Origin of the sequence: Gordonia sp. C13, from assembly GCF_023218005.1 — a bacterium.
GTDB classification, from domain to species: Bacteria; Actinomycetota; Actinomycetes; order Mycobacteriales; family Mycobacteriaceae; genus Gordonia; species Gordonia namibiensis.
The window spans coordinates 106,037-122,347 of record NZ_JALPSY010000011.1 but is presented as its reverse complement, the minus strand read 5'-3'; the positions used below and the strand labels follow the sequence as shown (position 1 = coordinate 122,347).

At 66.9% G+C, this 16,311-nt stretch carries 16 protein-coding genes and 1 tRNA gene; 9 read left to right on the top strand and 8 right to left on the bottom strand.

Annotated elements, in window-relative coordinates:
- Positions 1–10 precede the first annotated feature (10 nt).
- Positions 11–322 carry a WhiB family transcriptional regulator gene (locus tag M1L58_RS11540; RefSeq protein ID WP_035754718.1) on the bottom strand — a complete coding sequence of 104 codons (312 nt, stop codon included), beginning with the start codon at positions 320–322 and terminating at the stop codon, positions 11–13.
- A gap of 283 nt (positions 323–605) precedes the next feature.
- On the opposite strand from M1L58_RS11540, the gene M1L58_RS11535 reads away from it, so the two are divergent.
- From M1L58_RS11535 to M1L58_RS11515, 5 genes are all read left to right on the top strand, one after another.
- A complete protein-coding gene (locus M1L58_RS11535) occupies positions 606–3,056 on the top strand; it encodes a penicillin-binding protein (RefSeq protein WP_040535922.1) in 2,451 nt (816 codons plus the stop codon).
- A 96-nt stretch (positions 3,057–3,152) separates the two neighbouring features.
- Complete coding sequence (locus tag M1L58_RS11530; protein ID WP_006866586.1) at positions 3,153–4,148, top strand: metallophosphoesterase; 996 nt, start codon at positions 3,153–3,155, stop codon at positions 4,146–4,148.
- A 34-nt stretch (positions 4,149–4,182) separates the two neighbouring features.
- A complete protein-coding gene (locus M1L58_RS11525) occupies positions 4,183–4,878 on the top strand; it encodes a haloacid dehalogenase type II (RefSeq protein WP_248658994.1) in 696 nt (231 codons plus the stop codon).
- An 11-nt stretch (positions 4,879–4,889) separates the two neighbouring features.
- Positions 4,890–5,081: a hypothetical protein gene (locus M1L58_RS11520; protein WP_248658993.1), complete on the top strand. Its 192-nt coding sequence runs from the start codon at positions 4,890–4,892 to the stop codon at positions 5,079–5,081.
- A gap of 57 nt (positions 5,082–5,138) precedes the next feature.
- Positions 5,139–6,338 carry an AAA family ATPase gene (locus M1L58_RS11515; protein ID WP_248658992.1) on the top strand — a complete coding sequence of 400 codons (1,200 nt, stop codon included), beginning with the start codon at positions 5,139–5,141 and terminating at the stop codon, positions 6,336–6,338.
- A gap of 466 nt (positions 6,339–6,804) precedes the next feature.
- Here M1L58_RS11515 and M1L58_RS11510 read toward each other — a convergent pair.
- Positions 6,805–6,878: transfer RNA gene (locus M1L58_RS11510), tRNA-Pro, on the bottom strand.
- A gap of 200 nt (positions 6,879–7,078) precedes the next feature.
- Between M1L58_RS11510 and M1L58_RS11505 the strand changes: the two genes are divergently transcribed.
- Both M1L58_RS11505 and M1L58_RS11500 read left to right on the top strand, forming a co-directional pair.
- Positions 7,079–7,504: a DUF7144 family membrane protein gene (locus M1L58_RS11505; protein ID WP_006866583.1), complete on the top strand. Its 426-nt coding sequence runs from the start codon at positions 7,079–7,081 to the stop codon at positions 7,502–7,504.
- Between the two features lie 140 nt (positions 7,505–7,644).
- Positions 7,645–8,259 (top strand): lipocalin family protein, encoded by a 615-nt coding sequence (locus tag M1L58_RS11500; RefSeq protein ID WP_248658991.1) that lies wholly within the window; start codon positions 7,645–7,647, stop codon positions 8,257–8,259.
- Positions 8,260–8,341: 82 nt separating this feature from the next.
- Here M1L58_RS11500 and M1L58_RS11495 read toward each other — a convergent pair whose 3' ends face one another.
- Positions 8,342–8,797, bottom strand: coding sequence for a helix-turn-helix domain-containing protein (locus tag M1L58_RS11495; RefSeq protein WP_374112700.1), 456 nt, complete (start codon positions 8,795–8,797; stop codon positions 8,342–8,344).
- A gap of 195 nt (positions 8,798–8,992) precedes the next feature.
- On the opposite strand from M1L58_RS11495, the gene M1L58_RS11490 reads away from it, so the two are divergent.
- A complete protein-coding gene (locus M1L58_RS11490; protein WP_248658990.1) occupies positions 8,993–10,069 on the top strand; it encodes an acyl-CoA dehydrogenase family protein in 1,077 nt (358 codons plus the stop codon).
- On the opposite strand, the gene M1L58_RS11485 is transcribed toward M1L58_RS11490, so the two are convergent.
- The 3 genes from M1L58_RS11485 to M1L58_RS11475 all read right to left on the bottom strand — a co-directional run bounded on the left by M1L58_RS11485 (position 10,066) and on the right by M1L58_RS11475 (position 14,417).
- Positions 10,066–11,454, bottom strand: coding sequence for a dipeptidase (locus tag M1L58_RS11485; protein ID WP_248658989.1), 1,389 nt, complete (start codon positions 11,452–11,454; stop codon positions 10,066–10,068). The genes M1L58_RS11490 and M1L58_RS11485 overlap by 4 nt on opposite strands.
- A 69-nt stretch (positions 11,455–11,523) precedes the next feature.
- Complete coding sequence (locus M1L58_RS11480) at positions 11,524–12,897, bottom strand: DUF2252 domain-containing protein (protein ID WP_248658988.1); 1,374 nt, start codon at positions 12,895–12,897, stop codon at positions 11,524–11,526.
- Between the two features lie 65 nt (positions 12,898–12,962).
- On the bottom strand, positions 12,963–14,417 hold the full coding sequence (locus M1L58_RS11475; protein ID WP_248658987.1) for a hypothetical protein: 1,455 nt from the start codon (positions 14,415–14,417) through the stop codon (positions 12,963–12,965).
- 208 nt (positions 14,418–14,625) lie between these two features.
- Between M1L58_RS11475 and M1L58_RS11470 the strand changes: the two genes are divergently transcribed.
- Positions 14,626–15,153 carry a hypothetical protein gene (locus M1L58_RS11470; protein WP_006866576.1) on the top strand — a complete coding sequence of 176 codons (528 nt, stop codon included), beginning with the start codon at positions 14,626–14,628 and terminating at the stop codon, positions 15,151–15,153.
- A 109-nt stretch (positions 15,154–15,262) separates the two neighbouring features.
- On the opposite strand, the gene M1L58_RS11465 is transcribed toward M1L58_RS11470, so the two are convergent.
- Both M1L58_RS11465 and M1L58_RS11460 read right to left on the bottom strand, forming a co-directional pair.
- Positions 15,263–15,736, bottom strand: coding sequence for a Dps family protein (locus M1L58_RS11465; protein WP_232715664.1), 474 nt, complete (start codon positions 15,734–15,736; stop codon positions 15,263–15,265).
- A gap of 111 nt (positions 15,737–15,847) precedes the next feature.
- Positions 15,848–16,279 (bottom strand): organic hydroperoxide resistance protein, encoded by a 432-nt coding sequence (locus tag M1L58_RS11460; protein ID WP_154882014.1) that lies wholly within the window; start codon positions 16,277–16,279, stop codon positions 15,848–15,850.
- Positions 16,280–16,311: the final 32 nt, after the last annotated feature.

The following is a 16,311-nucleotide window of genomic DNA, read 5'->3' as shown; positions in this document are numbered from 1 at the left end:
TCTGCGGTGATCAGACCGCGTCGGCGCGCTGGCGGCGACGCTGGGCTTCGAAGAACGCCGACCACGAGGTGACCTCGGGGTGCTGGCGCAGGAGTGCGCGACGCTGACGCTCGGTCAGGCCACCCCACACACCGAATTCGACGCGGTTGTCGAGGGCATCTGCACCGCATTCGAGCTGTACCGGGCAGTGCCGGCAGATGGTCGCGGCCTTGCGCTGAGCTGCTCCTCTCACGAACAGATCGTCCGGGTCTCCGCCCCGGCACCGCGCCTTGGCCACCCAGGCCAAGCGATCTTCTCCGGTAGAAACTGCCGCTGTCGCCATCCGCCACCCCTACTGTCGTGTTCCGCATAGGCCCCGAGCTCGGGACTCAACTCGCTGCTCAGACCACATTTACAACTCACTGTTAAGTGAGTCACATTCTGCACTCAATCTAGGGATCTGTGCATGGGTGCGCAACCCCTGGAGCGCAACAAAGTGGGACCACCGTGCAAACTCATCCGATCGGAGGGTTGCGGGATCGTGGTCCGGGCGCCACGGTCCCCGCGGATCCCCGAGGGCGAGGCTGGGCGATGTTCGGGCCGATCGCACGTATCCTGTCGGGGTGATGTCGAAGAAGCTGTGGTCACTGGCCTGGGCGAGCCTGCTGGCCGGCATTCTCGTCGCGGGCCTTCTCTATCCGGTGGCCAGTGGGGTCGGCGTCGTCTCCAACCGGGCGGCAGCGGCAGTCGAGAACGTCTCCTCCGAACTACTGAACGGCACGTTGCCGGAGGTCACCACCATGACCGACGTCAACGGGAAGCCGATCGCGGTGCTGTTCGACCAGTACCGCTACCAGGTCGGATACAACGACATCTCGCCCGACATGATCCGCGCGATCATCTCCGTCGAGGACCGGCGCTTCCTCGAGCACGACGGCGTCGACTGGAAGGGCACCATCCGCGCCGCGCTGAAGAACTCGTCATCCGGCGAGGTCCAGCAGGGCGCCTCGACACTCGACCAGCAGTACATCAAGAACTATCAACTGCTCGTCCTGGCCCGGACCGAGGCCGATCGCCAGGCCGCGGTCGAGACGACCCCCGCGCGCAAGCTGCGCGAGGTGCGCATGGCGCTCACGCTCGAACAGACCCTCATCGACCAGGCCAAGCGTGACAAGGGCCTCGACGACGCTGCCGCCAAGCAGGAGGCGAAGAAGCAGATCGTCACCCGCTATCTGAACGTCGTCCCCTTCGGCAACAACGCCTACGGCATCGAGGCGGCCGCGCAGACCTACTTCGGCATCCCGGCCAAGGACCTCCAGGTCGAGCAGGCTGCGATGCTCGCCGGCATGGTCCAGTCCAGTTCGGCGCTGAATCCCTACAGTAACGCCGAGGGCACACTGACCCGCCGGAACCTCGTGCTGGACACGATGATCGACAACTTCCCCGAACGACGGGCCGAGCTGGTCGCGGCCAAGGAGAAGCCGCTCGGCGTGCTGCCGCGTCCGCGGACGCCGACCCAGGGCTGCATCGCCGCCGACAACGAGGGCTTCTTCTGCGACTACGCGCTGCAGTTCCTCGCCGAGAACGGCATGTCGCGCAACTCGGTGCTGCGCGGCGGCTACATCATCCAGACAACCCTCGACCCCGACGTCCAGCGCGCAACGGATCGCGCGGTGAAGGCCCAGGCCTCCCCCACCGCCGACGGCGTCGCCGACGTCATGAGCACCATCCGTCCCGGCGACAAGTCCCACGACGTGCTGTCGATGGCGTCGAGCCGCCGTTACGGTCTGAACCTCGCCGCCGGCGAGACGATGCAGCCGCAGCCGTTCTCCACCGTCGGTGACGGCGCGGGCTCGGTGTTCAAGATCTTCACCGTCGCAGCGGCCATGGAGAAGGGCCTCGGTGCGGGCTCGAGTATCCCGGTCCCCGGCTTCGTCGCCGTGGAGGGCATGGGTAACAGCGCCGGAGCCAACGGATGCCCGGAGAACTCCTACTGCGTCAAGAACGACGGCCGGTACCCGGCATCACTGTCGGTGTCCGATGCACTCGCCCAGTCGCCGAACACCGCCTTCGTCAAGCTGCTGCAGCAGGTCGGCGTGAAGCCGGCGGTCGACATGGCCGTCCGCCTCGGACTCCGCTCATACACGGTGCCCGGCTCCTCGGGTTACGGCGAGAAGAGCATGGCGCAGTACGTCAAGGACGGGAACTTCGGCTCGTTCACCCTCGGACCGCTGCCGCTCAACGGTCTCGAACTCGCCAACGTGGCCGCGACCCTCGCCTCCGGCGGGGTCTGGTGCCCGCCCAATCCGATCAAGGCCATCAGCCGCGTCAAGCGGGACCAGTACGGCAACCCGGTGATCGGCCCCGACGGGCAACGCGCCCTCACCTCGGTCCCGTTCAACTCGCCGGGTTGCGAACAGGTCGTCGACAAGGGCCTCGCCGACACCCTCGCCAACGCGCTGAGCAAGGACGACAAGGGCGGCGGCACCGCGGCCGGCGCGGCCGGTTCGGCCGGCTGGACCCTCCCGATGTCGGGCAAGACCGGTACCACCGAGGCCCACCGCAGCTCCGCGTTCATCGGTTTCACCAACCAGATCGCCGGCGCCGCCTACGTCTACAGCGACGGCCCGAACCCGCAGGGCGTCTGCAGCAGCCCGCTGCGGTCCTGCTACGACGGCGACCTGTACGGCGGTATGGAGCCCGCGCGCACATGGTTCCAGGCGATGAAGCCGGTGGCCACGAAGTTCGGTCCGGTCCGGCTGCCCCCGGTCGACCGCGAGTACTGGCGCGGCAGTGATCGCGGCCGGATTCCGCAGGTCAGCGGCCTGACAGCCAGTGAGGCCACCTCACGGCTCCAGCGGGACGGTTTCAAGGTCAACGAACTCGAGGTCGACAGCGGTCGCCCGAAGGGCACCGTCGTGTTCACCGCGCCGTCGGACTCGGCGATGCCGGGCAGCACGGTGACGATCTACGTGAGCAACGGTCGACGCGCAGGCGGCGACAGCGGCAACGGCCCCACCGAGACCACCGTCGTGGTTCCGGGCGTTGGCCCCGTCGTCATCCAGCTACCCGGCTGAGTCACCGGCCGGAGCACCTCTGCTTCCGGCGGTGGGTCGCCCGTGCGGCCCACCGAAGGGGGTGGGCATGCGCTCGTAGGTGCGTATTCTGAACAGATGCAGCACTCCGAACTCGACTTCCGCTCACGCCTCGGTTCGTCCGGTTCCGGGGTCGGTTCGCGCGCACTCGTCGGTGCCGCGGGGCTGGCCGCCGCCGGTCTCGTCTACTCGACCGTCATCGAGCGCAACGCCTTCGCCCTGCGCCACACGACGCTGTCGGTCCTCGAACCCGGCGCCTCTCCCCTGCGGGTCCTGCACATCAGCGACCTGCACATGATGCCCAACCAGCGGCTCAAGCAGGCGTGGATCTCCGAGCTCGAGGCCCTCGAACCCGACCTCGTGGTCAACACCGGCGACAACCTCGCGCACCCGCAGGCGGTGCCCGCGGTGATCCAGTCTCTCGGTGGCCTCCTGTCGCGGCCGGGCCTGTTCGTCTTCGGGTCCAACGACTACTTCGGCCCCAAGCCGAAGAACCCGCTGAAGTACTTCAAGAAGGACCATCAGCGAACGCACGGTGAACCGCTTCCCTGGCAGGACCTCCGGGCGGCGTTCACCGAACGCGGCTGGCTGGACGCCACGCACACCGTGCGTGAGCTCGAGGTCAGCGGCGTCCGCGTGGTCGCATCCGGCGTCGACGACCCGCACATCGAGCGGGATCGCTACGAGACCATCGCCGGGCGCCCCAACCCCCTCGCACACCTGCGCCTGGGGCTCACGCATTCGCCCGAACCGCGGGTCCTCGACCGCTTCGCCGCCGACGGCTACGACCTGGTGATGGCCGGCCACACCCACGGCGGGCAGCTGTGCCTGCCGTTCTTCGGTGCCCTCGTCACCAACTGCCACATCGACCGCTCCCGGGTGAAGGGGCCGTCGAACTGGGGCTCGTCGATGAAGCTGCACGTCAGTGCCGGACTGGGCACCTCCCCATACGCGCCCGCACGCTTCTGCTGCCGTCCGGAGGCCAGCCTGCTGACCCTCACCCCGGTCTCACACGGCGACGCCGACTACGACGCCGACCAGTCGCTGCCGCAGCTGGCCCGCGAGACCCTGTGACGGGCAACCGAACACGTCGGGAGCACACCGGCTCGTGAACTCCCTCGGGGTGAAGGTCCTGGCGTTCGACACCTTCGGGACGGTCACCGACTGGTTCACCGGCATCGCCGGTGCCGTCGCACGCACCGTGCCCGACGTCGACGCCGCCGCCTTCGCCCGCGAGTGGCGCAGTCGCTACTCACCGATCCTCGCGCGCGTCGAGGCCGGAGAGCTCCCCTGGCGCCGTCTGGACGATCTGCAGACCGAGACCCTCCACGAGGTCGCAGCGGTCTTCGATGTGGCTCTGGACGCCGATCAGAGCCGCGCGCTCGTACGAGCGTGGCGTGCCATCCCCGGTTGGCCCGATGCCGCGGAAGGGATTCGACGACTCAAGCGGGACTTCATCGTGTGCGCGCTCAGCAGCGGCACCGTGGCGCTGCTGACCGACATGGCCCGGCACAACGACTTCGCCTGGGATGTCATCGGCGGCTCCGACCTCTGGCGGCACTACAAGCCCGCACGCGAGACCTACTGCGGCCTGGCCGAACTGCTCGAGGTGGAGCCGGACGAGGTGATGATGGTCGCGACACACCAGGCCGACCTCGACGCCGCACGCTCCTTCGGCCTGCGCACCGCGTTCATCGAGCGCCCGGACGAGTGGGGCGGCGAGCCCAAGGACGATTCCGGGTCACCCGACAACGACTTCCACGCACCGGATCTGCTGGACCTCGCCCGGCAGCTGGGTTGCTGAACGGCCCCCGCGTGACCCTCGACGACCTGCAGCGCTGGGAGGACTCCGGGGCCGGCTGGCGGGTCGTCCACCGCGGCGCGGAGAGCGTGACGGTGAGCCTGTTGCGCTGCGACGGCGGTGAAGAGGTCGACCGATTCGTCACCGACGACCCGGCGATCCTCGCCCATATCGGCGGGCGAGCATCATCAGACTGCGGTTTTTAGAGTTTATCTAACTTTAGCGAGAACGGCTAAACTGTACAAAACTTCGAAAGGTGGACGGTGGACCCGCTCGCAAACCCATACACACCGAATGCTGGAGCTCAGCCCACGACGCTGACGGGTCGCAACCCGCAGCTAGAGTCGTTCGACCTCCTCCTGGCCCGAGTTGCCCGAGGGCGACCTCAGCAGTCGATGATCGTGACTGGGCTTCGCGGTGTGGGCAAGACCGTGCTCCTCGGGAAGTTCCGCGAGAAGGCACTGGCGGCGAACTGGGTCGTAGCGGAACTCGAGATCAGCAAGCATGACGATGGGGAATTCAGACGCGCTATCGGAAGTCGGATGCGCAGTGCCCTTCTCGAACTCTCGCCGCGAGCACGCTGGACAGATCGATTTAAGCGTGCCGGTCGGGTCCTCGGATCGTTCTCGCTCTCTGCCGACGTCTCCGGAACCATTCAAGTCGGATTTGACTTCGGAGATACGGAACCAGGGGTGGCAGACCACGGCGACCTAACCCTGGATATGTCTGATCTCTTCGTTGCAGTCGGGGAAGCCGCGCAAGAAGCAAGCCGCGGCGTGGTCCTGATCTTCGATGAGGTTCAGTTTCTGTCTCAGAGCCAACTAGAAGCATTAATCTCCAGCATTCACAAGGTAGTTCAGCGAACACTACCGATCACGATGGTTGGAGCCGGACTTCCTCAGATCGCGGAACTCGCTGGTGATGCCAAGTCGTACGCGGAGCGCCTGTTTCAGTTCCCGACGATCGGACACTTAGAGTCAGATGATGCCCGGGAGGCACTAGACGGCCCCGCTCGCATAGAAGGCGCGTCCTTCGATTCTGATGCCCTCGACTTGGCTCTGGAACTCACTGGCCGGTACCCGTATTTCCTGCAAGAGCTGGGTTACGCCGCTTGGACGACCGCCGAGGGATCTGTAATCACTCGTCAGGACATCGTCGACGCTGAAGCGCTTTACACAAGCAAGTTGGACGAATCCTTCTTTCGAGTCCGCTTCGACCGCTGTACCACACGGCAGAAGCAGTATTTACGCGCGATGGCCGAACTCGGACCCGGCAAACAGAAAGCACAGGACGTTGCAACCGTCCTAAGACGTGAGAGCAGCCAGGTCGCTCCTATCCGGTCTGAACTCGTAGGTATGGGACTTCTGTATACACCTGATTACGGGTACGCCGACTTCACTGTTCCTCACTTTGAGCAGTTCATGCTGCGAGTCATGCCGGACCTTGAAGTGATCGGCAACTAGCACTTTCATTCAGCCACTACCACAATCCCCATTCGGGCTCGGCTAACCCAGTGCCGCGACAAGCGCCTCGATTCGAGGTCGCTTACCGGTGCCTGGCCACGCATCGCAGTACATGGCGCACCCTCTTTCGAAGGGTTCCCATGTCGGTGGTCGTGCGCGTGAGGCTGGCAGCGAATTCGGCCAACGCGCCTCTAAACGCAACGCCTGTCAGCCGCGGTCAGACAGCATCACCATGTTCAGCAGCGCACCGCGTGGAACGACCAAGCATCCTCGTATCACGGGCAGCGCGATTCGTAAGACACGAGTACAGATCCTCCAGCAAAGCATAAGGACGCCTCAGGCTCTTTAGGTCAACAACCAGCGTGGCCTAATTAACGAGGAAACCCCGGCCGCATCTCTGCGGACCGGGGTCTCACTGCTGTGTCTCAACCAACACATCTTGTTGACCGACCGTGGTCGATCTCTGTCGGGGTGGCGGGATTCGAACCCACGACCTCTTCGTCCCGAACGAAGCGCGCTACCAAGCTGCGCCACACCCCGTGTGTAGCCTGCGATAGCTTATACCGGACCCCCGCCGAGTACTAAATCGCCTGGTCAAAGATGTGCCCGAAGTGAGCGAAACGCTGTGGGATGCGGGTCGGACGTCCCATTCTTGGTTAAGGTCCACCCGCAACAACGCCATCGCGCCGTCGTTCAGGATCACTGGGCGCCGGTGTTCACCAACACGAAAGGACGCCATCATGAGCGCCTCCCCCGATCAGCAGGCGAACTCGTCCGCCAAGCAGGGCTTCGCCTTCGGGATCTCGATCGTCGCCGCCGCGCTGCTGTTCGTCGCCGGCCTGGTCTCGGTCTTCCAGGGCATCTCGGCGATCGCCAACGACGAGCTGTTCGTCGTCGGCCGCAACTATGTCTTCGAGTTCGACCTCACCGCGTGGGGCTGGATCCACCTGATCCTCGGCATCGCCGGCATCCTCATCGCCGGTGGTCTCGCGGTCGGCGCCGACTGGGCGCGCATCGCGGCCATCGTGATCGCCTCGCTGTCGATCATCGCCCAGTTCCTGTGGCTGCCCTACTACCCGGCGTGGGCGATCCTGATCATCGTCCTCGACCTCATCGTCATCTGGGCGGTCTCCACCTGGAACCCGAACAACGCCTACAACCTGTAATCTCCCCGCTCCACCAGCGTCGATGCCGGCCGACGAGGCCTGCAGGGTGCCCACGACCCATCCGTGACCCGCCGTGGTCCGAACCCTTCTCGACAGCCCATTGGGGCTCGACGGAGATGATCGGGCCACGAAAGGAAACCATGCGCGTCACACGCACCCTCGCAGCCCTCGTGGCCGGAATCGTCGTCGGACTCGGTTTCGTCATCGGAACCGGTTCGGCACAGGCCGCGCCGCTCGCCCCGGTGGAGAAGGTCGACGTCGACCGCTACCTCGGCAAATGGTGGCAGCTCGCCACCGTGCCCTCGTTCTGGGGAGTGACCTGCGCCAAGGACACCAGCGCCTTCTACACCCGGATCGACGCGAAGACCATCGGCGTCGACAACCAGTGCACCGGACCCACCGGCATGAAGGGCGGCGTGCTCGGCCGCGCCACCGTCGTCGACACGAAGTCGAACGCCCAGCTCAGTGTGCGGTTCCCGCAGACACCGGCGAGTATCAACCCCAACGGGGCACCGAACTACATCATCGCCCACATCGAGGACGGCGAGAACCCGGACGGCCCCTACAAGTACTCGATCGTCGGCGATCCAAGTCGCGCCTCGGGGTTCCTTCTCTCCCGCGACAAGGTGGTCTCCGACGCCGAGTTGCGTCGCCTGACCAAGGAGATCGAGAAGGTCGGTTTCAACCCGTGCACGTTCCTCGTCTCACCGACGACCGGTGGACGCAGCGACTACTCGCCGCTGTGCACCCTGTGACGGTCCGCCCTCCGGCCGCGATGCGGCACTGAACGGAACACGATTTCGGCGCAAGCACCCAAAGTGCTTGCGCCGAAATCGTTTAGCTGGCTTCTGCGTCGGTTGCCGCTGCAGCGCGCCGGAATTCGTCGGGGGTGAGCCCGTACTTGGCGCGGAAGCGGTTGCGCATCGTCGCCGTGGAGGCGAAGCCCGAAGCATGGGCCACCGCTTCGAGTTTCAGGTTTCCCGGCCCCGTCAACAGGCGCCGGGCCCACTCGAGACGGCGGTCGGCGATCATCTCGGCCAGCGACGTCGGACTACCGGCGAGAACACGGTAGAGGTGCCGGCGACTCACGTGAAGGTGCCGTGCCACGACCTCGACACTGAAATCGGGGTCGCGGAAATTACGCTCGATGAGGTCGGTGACCGCGGCGCGTAGATACCGCTCACTGGTACGCAAGTCGGACACTCCGCCACGAGAAACCTGCTCGCTGTGCGAAACACGTTCCAACGCAATGCTCATCACTTGCCCGTCACCACCATTGGGACCTGCGCCCACCTGATTCCTTTCACGAGAGTCTCCTCCGACCCACATCAGAGGTTACCGACGGGTCGGCCCCCGGTCTTGGGCCTTTGGTCCCAAATCGGTGGGTCTTCGTCACGGGATTGTGCTGCGGGACGCGGACTTTCCCTATCCACTTCGCTCAGGGAGTGGGTCATACGTCCACGTCTGCTGCGACGTAGGGTGGACCCCGTGAGCAACCAGGACCCGGCCGCGCGCCGGAGCACCCTGCGCACAGAGGCCCTTCGGGTCGCCGACGACGTCCTGTTCCCCGCTGCCGCCGGGGTCGACCGGACCGGCGTCGTACCCTCATCCCATTGGCGGGCACTCGCCGACGCCGGCCTCTACGGGATCGCCGCGCCGGTCGAGGCCGGTGGACCCGGGCTCGAGTTCGGCGAGGTCACCGAGATCTTGGAGGTTCTGGTCAGCGGTTGCCTGTCGACCGCGTTCACCTGGCTCCAGCACCACGGTGTCGTCATCTCCCTGTCCCGAACGCCGAACAGATCGTTACGCGACGAGCTGCTCGAGCCGACAGTCACCGGCCGGCTACGTGCGGGGGTCGCCTACGCCGGAGTCGTCCCGAGCCCGCCCCGGATGACCGCCACCCGCACCGACGACGGCTGGGTCTTCACCGGGCATGCGCCATTCGTCAGCGGCTGGGGAACCGTCGACCTCCTGCAGATCTCCGCCCGCGATACCGAGACCGACGACGTCATCGCCGCGATCCTCCCCACCGCCGAGCTGCCCACCGCCGAGCTGCCCACCGCCGTTCGGGCATCCCCGGTCGAGCTGACCGCCGCGGCGGCGACGTCGACCGTGTCACTGCAGGTCGACGGCCTCCCGGTTCCCGACGCCCGGGTCGTCAGTCGCGTCTCGATCGACGAGTTCTTCACGAACCAGAACGTCGGCGTCCGCCTCAACGGCACGCTGCCGTTCGGACTCGTCCGGCGCTGCACGGCACTCCTCGACGTGGCGGGACGGGCGCCCGCCGCACGACGTCTCCGTGAGCGGGCCGACGAGGCACGGATGGCTCTCGACTCGGCGATGGACGACGCCACGGCGTTGTCGGCCGCTCGCGCCGACGCCGCCCGGCTCGCTCTCGAGGCGGTCGCCGCCCTCGTCGCAGCACGCGGCGGCGAGGCACTGCTGCGCGGCAGCGACGCGGAGCGACTGTTTCGGGAGGCCTCGTTCATCCTCGTCGCGGCGAGTCGGCCCGAGCTGAAGGACCTCCTCGTACGACGGTTCGCGGGCGAACCCGACTCTCGCTAGACCTCTCCAGTGGTGGCGGCCGACTTCGGCGCCTCCGCCGCGCGGGACGCGTAATCACGCAGGAAGAGAGCCTCGGCGAGCGCGATCCGCTCGATCTCCGTCGGATCGACGCTCTCGTTCGGCGCATGGATCAGACACTGCGGTTCCTCGACACCGAACAGCATGATCTCGGCGTCCGGGAAGGTGCTCTGCAGGACGTTGCAGAGCGGGATCGACCCGCCCTGCCCCTGGATCAGCACCTCGCTGCCGTAGGCGGTCGCCAGCGCGTCGGTGAGCGCCTCGTAGGCCGGCCCGGCGGTGGAGCCGACGAACGGCGAACCCACCGCCTCGCGTTCGAAGGACACCCGCGCATTCCACGGGGTGACCGCGGTGAGATGTTCGATGAGCGCGTCCTGAGCGTAGGTCGGGTCCATTCCCGGTGGCACCCGCAGATTGATGCGCGCCCGGGCCCGCGGCTGGACGGCTGCGGAGGACCCGACCACCGGCGGGCAGTCGATGCCGAGCACCGTCGCCGCGGGCCGCGCCCACACCATGTCCGACACCGACCCGGACCCCACGAGTTCGACGCCGTCGAGAACCGTTGCATCCGAACGGAACTGTTCGGGCGGATAGGACACGCCGGGCCACTCGGCGTCGGCGTCGAGACCGGTGATGGTGGTGTTGCCGTGTTCGTCACGCAGCGTGGCCAACATCGCGATGAGGGCGGCGAGCGCGTCGGGCGCAGCTCCGCCGAACATTCCGGAATGCATTGCCGATTCCAGGGTCTCGACCGAGACGTCGATGTTGGCGATGCCACGCAGCGTCGTGGTGAGGCTCGGTTTGCCGACGGCGAAGTTACCGGAGTCGGCGATCAGGATGGCGTCGGCGCGCAGGAGGTCGGGGTTCTCGACCGCGAAGTGCTCGAGTCCACCGGTCCCCTGCTCCTCCGAGCCCTCGCCGATGATCTTCACGGTGACGCCGAGGTCGCCGGCGAGCGCACGCAGCGCGGTGAGATGAACGGCGATGTTGCCCTTACAGTCCGCGGCTCCGCGGCCGTACCAGCGGCCGTCGCGCTCGGTCAGCTCCCAGACCGGGGAATCCCATTCGTCATCGCCCAGCGGCGGCTGCACGTCGTAGTGGAAATACAACAGGACCGTCGGCGCGCCTTCCGGACCGGGGATCTGCCCGGTGACGGCCTTGGAACCGTCACTGGTCACGTGCGCGGCGACATCGTCGACGCCCAGCTCCCGGAATGTCGTGAGCAGCCAGTCGACCATGCCGTCGCATTCCTCCGGCGGGAACTGCTGCGGGTCGTGGACCGACCGGAACCGAACCATCTCCGCCAGATCCGATTTCGCGCGAGGCATCAACTCCCGCACCCGATCCCGCAATGTCGCATCGTCCATGCACACGTCTCCCTGTCGGCTTCGACTGTCGGTTCGCCCTGCGGCCTGTGTACCACAGCCGGGGCCGGGTCAACCCTTTCCCTTCGCCTTCTCATCCTCTGCGGCGAGGTCGTACACACTCAGCTCACCACGGTTGATCGCCGCCGTCATCTGGACATGGTCGGCGTCGTTGAGATCGGCGTAGTTGATCGAGAAGTCCGCCATCGCGTCGGCGAAACCCGTTGTCTCGGAGAGATACCGCGCGATGTCGAACCGTGTCGACGTGCGGGCGTGGGCCTGGCCGAGAGCCACCCCACACAGGCGCGCATAGAGTTTCATCCCCTCGGGTTCGAGCGCCTCGACGACGACCGACCCCTTGCCGTCGCGGAGCTGACGCACGTAGAAGTCACGGCGATCCCCGTTCTCGTCGAGTCCCGTCGACCAGCCGAGGAAGAGGTCGCTGGCCGCCTGCAACAGCCGCTGCCCCTCGACGACGCGTTGTCCCTGGTTGTCGAAACCCGACGACGGCACATGGTCGGCGAGCACCGACCGCTGCGCTTCCTTGACCTGGAGGAAGAGCGGGTCCTCCAGGCTTCTGCCCATCATCAGCACGATCCACGCGCGGGTCCCGACACTGCCCACACCGACGACCTTGAACGCGATGTCGACGAGGGAGAACTGCGCGAGCAAGGTCTGCACGTGCAACGGCAGTGTCGCCCGGTAACTGTCGACCCGCTCCCGGACCCGCTCCTCGACCACGGCGGCGTCCTCGTCGGTGAAGCGTTCGGTCAGCGGGACCAGCAGCGGAGGGTCACTGCGGATGCGCGCGTCGCCCTCTGGGTCGATCTCGCAGAGTTTGGCCAGCGCCTGCGCGCTGTTCCGGTGCCGAGCCTTGCGCAACGCCTTCTGCGTCCGTGCGGTCATCGAGGTGTCCAGGCGATCGCCCAGATCCGCGAGCATGGACTCGACATCGATTCCGGCGTACCAGCACTCGAGCGTCGTCATCGACACACTGCGTCTGATGGTCCGGCGGTAGGCCTTCGCCACCGTCTTGGCGATCTTGCGGTTGGTCTTGTCGTCGAACCCGTTGTTGCGACCCGCGATCGCGAAACTCGCGGCCAGTCGTTTCACGTCCCATTCGAAGGGCCCGATGTGGGTCTCGTCGAAGTCGTTGAGGTCGAACACCATTCGACGCTCCGGGCTGAAGAACAGGCCGAGGTTGCTGAGGTGGGCGTCCCCGCACAGCTGGGTGATGATGCCGGTGTCGGGGGTCCGGGACAGATCATCGGCCATGACCGCGGCGGCGCCGCGATAGAAGGTGAACGGTGTTGCCGCCATCCGCGCATGCCGGACGGGGATGAGTTCGGGCACGCGGTTGCGCGCCTGCGCGGCGAGTAACACCAACGGGTCGGCACGTTCGCCGCGTGTCGGACAGGCGGCCAGATCGGCGGGCGTGGTGGGCACCGGGACTCCTCCCTGTGGAGCGTGGCCCGGGCACCCGTCGGAGCCCGGGGGTGGGCCTCCCGGCGCTACTGGTACGAGACGAACCAGGGTGTCGGCGCGACCGCCATGGTCGTCGCCGGCGAGAACGTCGGCTTGTCCTCCGTGTAGAAATTCTTCCAGCCCATCCGCACTCCCGCGGGCAGATCGTCGAGCAATCTGCGCCAGGTCTCCATCTTGACCGGCGGTGTCCCGTGCCCGTCGGCGTGCAGGACCACCTGCAGTTCGGGTCGATCGGTTCTGATGTTCTTCCGCTGGGCGAGCATGCCGGCGTCGAACTGGTGGAGAACGAACAACTTCTGCGGCAGTCCCCGATCACGCACGAGCCCCGCGAGCCATTCCGACGTGCGGTTCACCTCGTCGGCCTCGACGGACCCGATCTGCATGAGGTGCACCTGGTCCGGCTTGAGACGCCACTCCGGGTCGAGCGCCAGCCCGACGTGTGGGAGCGCGAGAAGGTCCGCATACCGCCGGGCCTGCTCGAGGAAGTCCATGCGTCCGGGCTGGAGGTCGAGGGTCACGTAGACCCCGGCGCGTCCGGCCGCCTCGACCCACGGCCGCAACACGGCCGGGTCGAGCATGTTCGTGTACCGGGAACCCTCGCCCGGTTCCGACGACGCGACGGTCGCGATGATCTCGAAAGCCGGGATCACCGGCTCGGCGCTGACCCGCTGATAGTCGGCCGCCAAGCGTCGGACGCGGTCGATAGACGCCTCGATGCCCTGCCGGCCGAGCGGACCCAGCGCCGGCGCGTCGGGCGAACCGTAGAGCGCGACCATCCGGCGGCCCGGGAACACGATCTGTCCGCCACCGGGGAGCTCGGGCGTCCGACGCGCCTGATCGACACGTGTCGCGAACACCGCGTCGTCGCCGAAGCCGGAACCGACCGCGCGGATCGCGGTCGTCGGTGACGCGCCACTCACGGCCGCGACCGCGTCGCCATCGGCCCTGGGGTCCGGGACGGGTACCTCGACGACGCGCCCCGCGGAACGGGCGGTCAGCGTCGCGTCCATCGGGGTACCGCGGGCGACCATCACGATCGGCTCGTCCGTGCTCGGGCGCGGGTTGCCGCGCAGATCCTCGAGGCTGATCGTGGACCGGCGGTCGTCGAACCCGTCGATTTCGCCGACGCGCACCACCCGCTGCACTCCGAGGCGCCGCAACTCCTCGTCGACGCTGTGCGCGGTGTCCGGGCGCACGGTGAGCACGGGGACGTGGTTCTCGCCGGCGGCCGCCGCGACACGCTGCCGGGTCCCCGGTTCGTCGAGCGCACCCGGCCCGAGGAGGATCGCCTCGTCGGATCGGGAGTAGAACTCGCGGCTGACCAGGATCGAATCCGGTTCCGCGCCGGCCAGAACGGCGGCACCCGGCCGTGGGTCGGCGAGTGCCACGACCCCGTCGGTGTCCGCCTGCCCCGCCGATGCGCTGATGAAGAGCCCGACCATCACGCAGACGATCGACGCCCCGATCATCCGGATCGTCACCAGTGCATTCCTCCCGTCTCGGCTCCGCACGACCAGGGGTCGCCACGGGTCTCGGCCGGCGTTGGCGCAGACGGTCGCCCAACGTATCAGCGGTCGCCCGTCCCCACGACCCCGGTCGCGCATCGACACCCGGCCTGCGCCGTCGTGACCCGCACCGACAGACGCCCTTGTGACCTGGTTCACGATCGGTGTCGCACCGCGTTGTAGCGTGTGTGCCGTGGACTATTGGGGTGTGATGGTCGGGTTGGGACTTCTCGCGTCGGCGTTCGGTGCGGCTGCATTTGTGCGCTACCGCGAGCGGGAGTCCGCAACCCTGCAACGACAGACAGCACTGGCGCGCGAACTGCGCGATCTGGCAGGCGATGACGAGGTCCGGCTCGCAGCGGTGGACGAGTTCTCGCTCACCATCTATCAGCGTCTCTTCTACGCATCGGTGGTGGCGCCGTGGATTCGCTCCGCGGCCTGGGCCCTGCTGGGTGCGGTCCTGGCCGCTGCCGGGGCAATCGCGGTCGGGCCGCTCGACGGCGTGTACGCCACCGTCGTGCACATCGTCACGATTGCGGCCTCGGCGATCTTCCTCCTGGCCGCGCTCGTCTTCGCCGGCATCGCGCTGTACCACTCGGCGTCGACCCCGCGTGTTTCCTTCCGCGATTCCTACGCCGACGACGATCCGGGCACGATCACGACCGACGCCGATGTGGCCGACAAGAAGGTCGGCGAGCCCGCCGTCGACTGACGCCGGCGTCGAACACGTAGACAGACCTTCGAATACAACGAACCCCGCCGGTTGTGACCGACGGGGTTCGTTGCTGTGAGAGGCCCCGATTGAGGGCTCATCCGGTTGGTCAGGCGGACTGCGCCTGCCACATCCAATGCAGCTGTTCCAGCTTCGAGGCGAATGAGATGAGCAGGTCCTGCGTCACCGGGTCGGCTTCCTCGGTGACCGAGATTCGCTCGCGGAGACCGTCGATGACCGCCTTGAGGTTCTCCACGATGGCGTCGACGACCTCGGTGTCCTTGGTCCAGCCTTCGCCGAAGCCCTTGGTGTTCGCGGTCTTGGCCACGGTCTCGGCACGGCCGTCCGGGCTGACGCCGATGGCGGTCGCGCGCTCGGCGGCGGCGTCGGTGAACTCACGCGCCACGGTGACGAGCTCGTCGAGGTCGAGATGCACGGAGCGGAACTGCTTGCCCACGACGTTCCAGTGGGCCTGCTTGGCGATCAGGGTCAGGTCGAGCATGTCGACGAGGGTGTCCTGCAGGGCCTTGCCGGCCACGGACTGCTGCTCGTCGGTGAGAGTGCTGGTGATGGGGGTGGTCATGATCAAGAATGTCCTTCCTTGTCATATCTGGGGGGGTACTACCGGAGCGCCGACTCGGGCTGAGATCAGCGCCCCGTCGGGTGAGAGAACGACTGGTCCGGGTGGCCGGTGTCAGACGGTGACGGTGACCTTCTGCTCGATGTTGCCGCGGGTGGCCTTGGAGTAGGGGCAGAACTCGTGCGCCTTGTTCGCCAGCTCCTGGGCCTTCGTCTCGTCGACGCCGGGGATGGAGACGTCGATCGCCACGGTCAATCCGAAGCCGCCGTCGGCGGGGTCCTTGCCGATGCCGACGGTCACGTTCACAGTCGAGTCGTCGGGCACCGGGCTACCGGCTGCCTTCGACGTGGCTCGGAGAGCCCCGAGGAAGCACGCCGCGTAGCCGGCCGAGAAGAGTTCCTCCGGGTTGGAGCCGTCGCCGCTGCCGCCCATCTCCTTTGGCGGTCGGAGGTCGAGGTCGATCTGGCCCGAGGCCGAGACCACCTCACCGTCGCGTCCGCCGCCGGATGCCTTGGACGAAATGGTGTAGACGGGTTCGATTGCCATCGGGGGTCCTCCTGGGTTCAGGTGGTGGATGT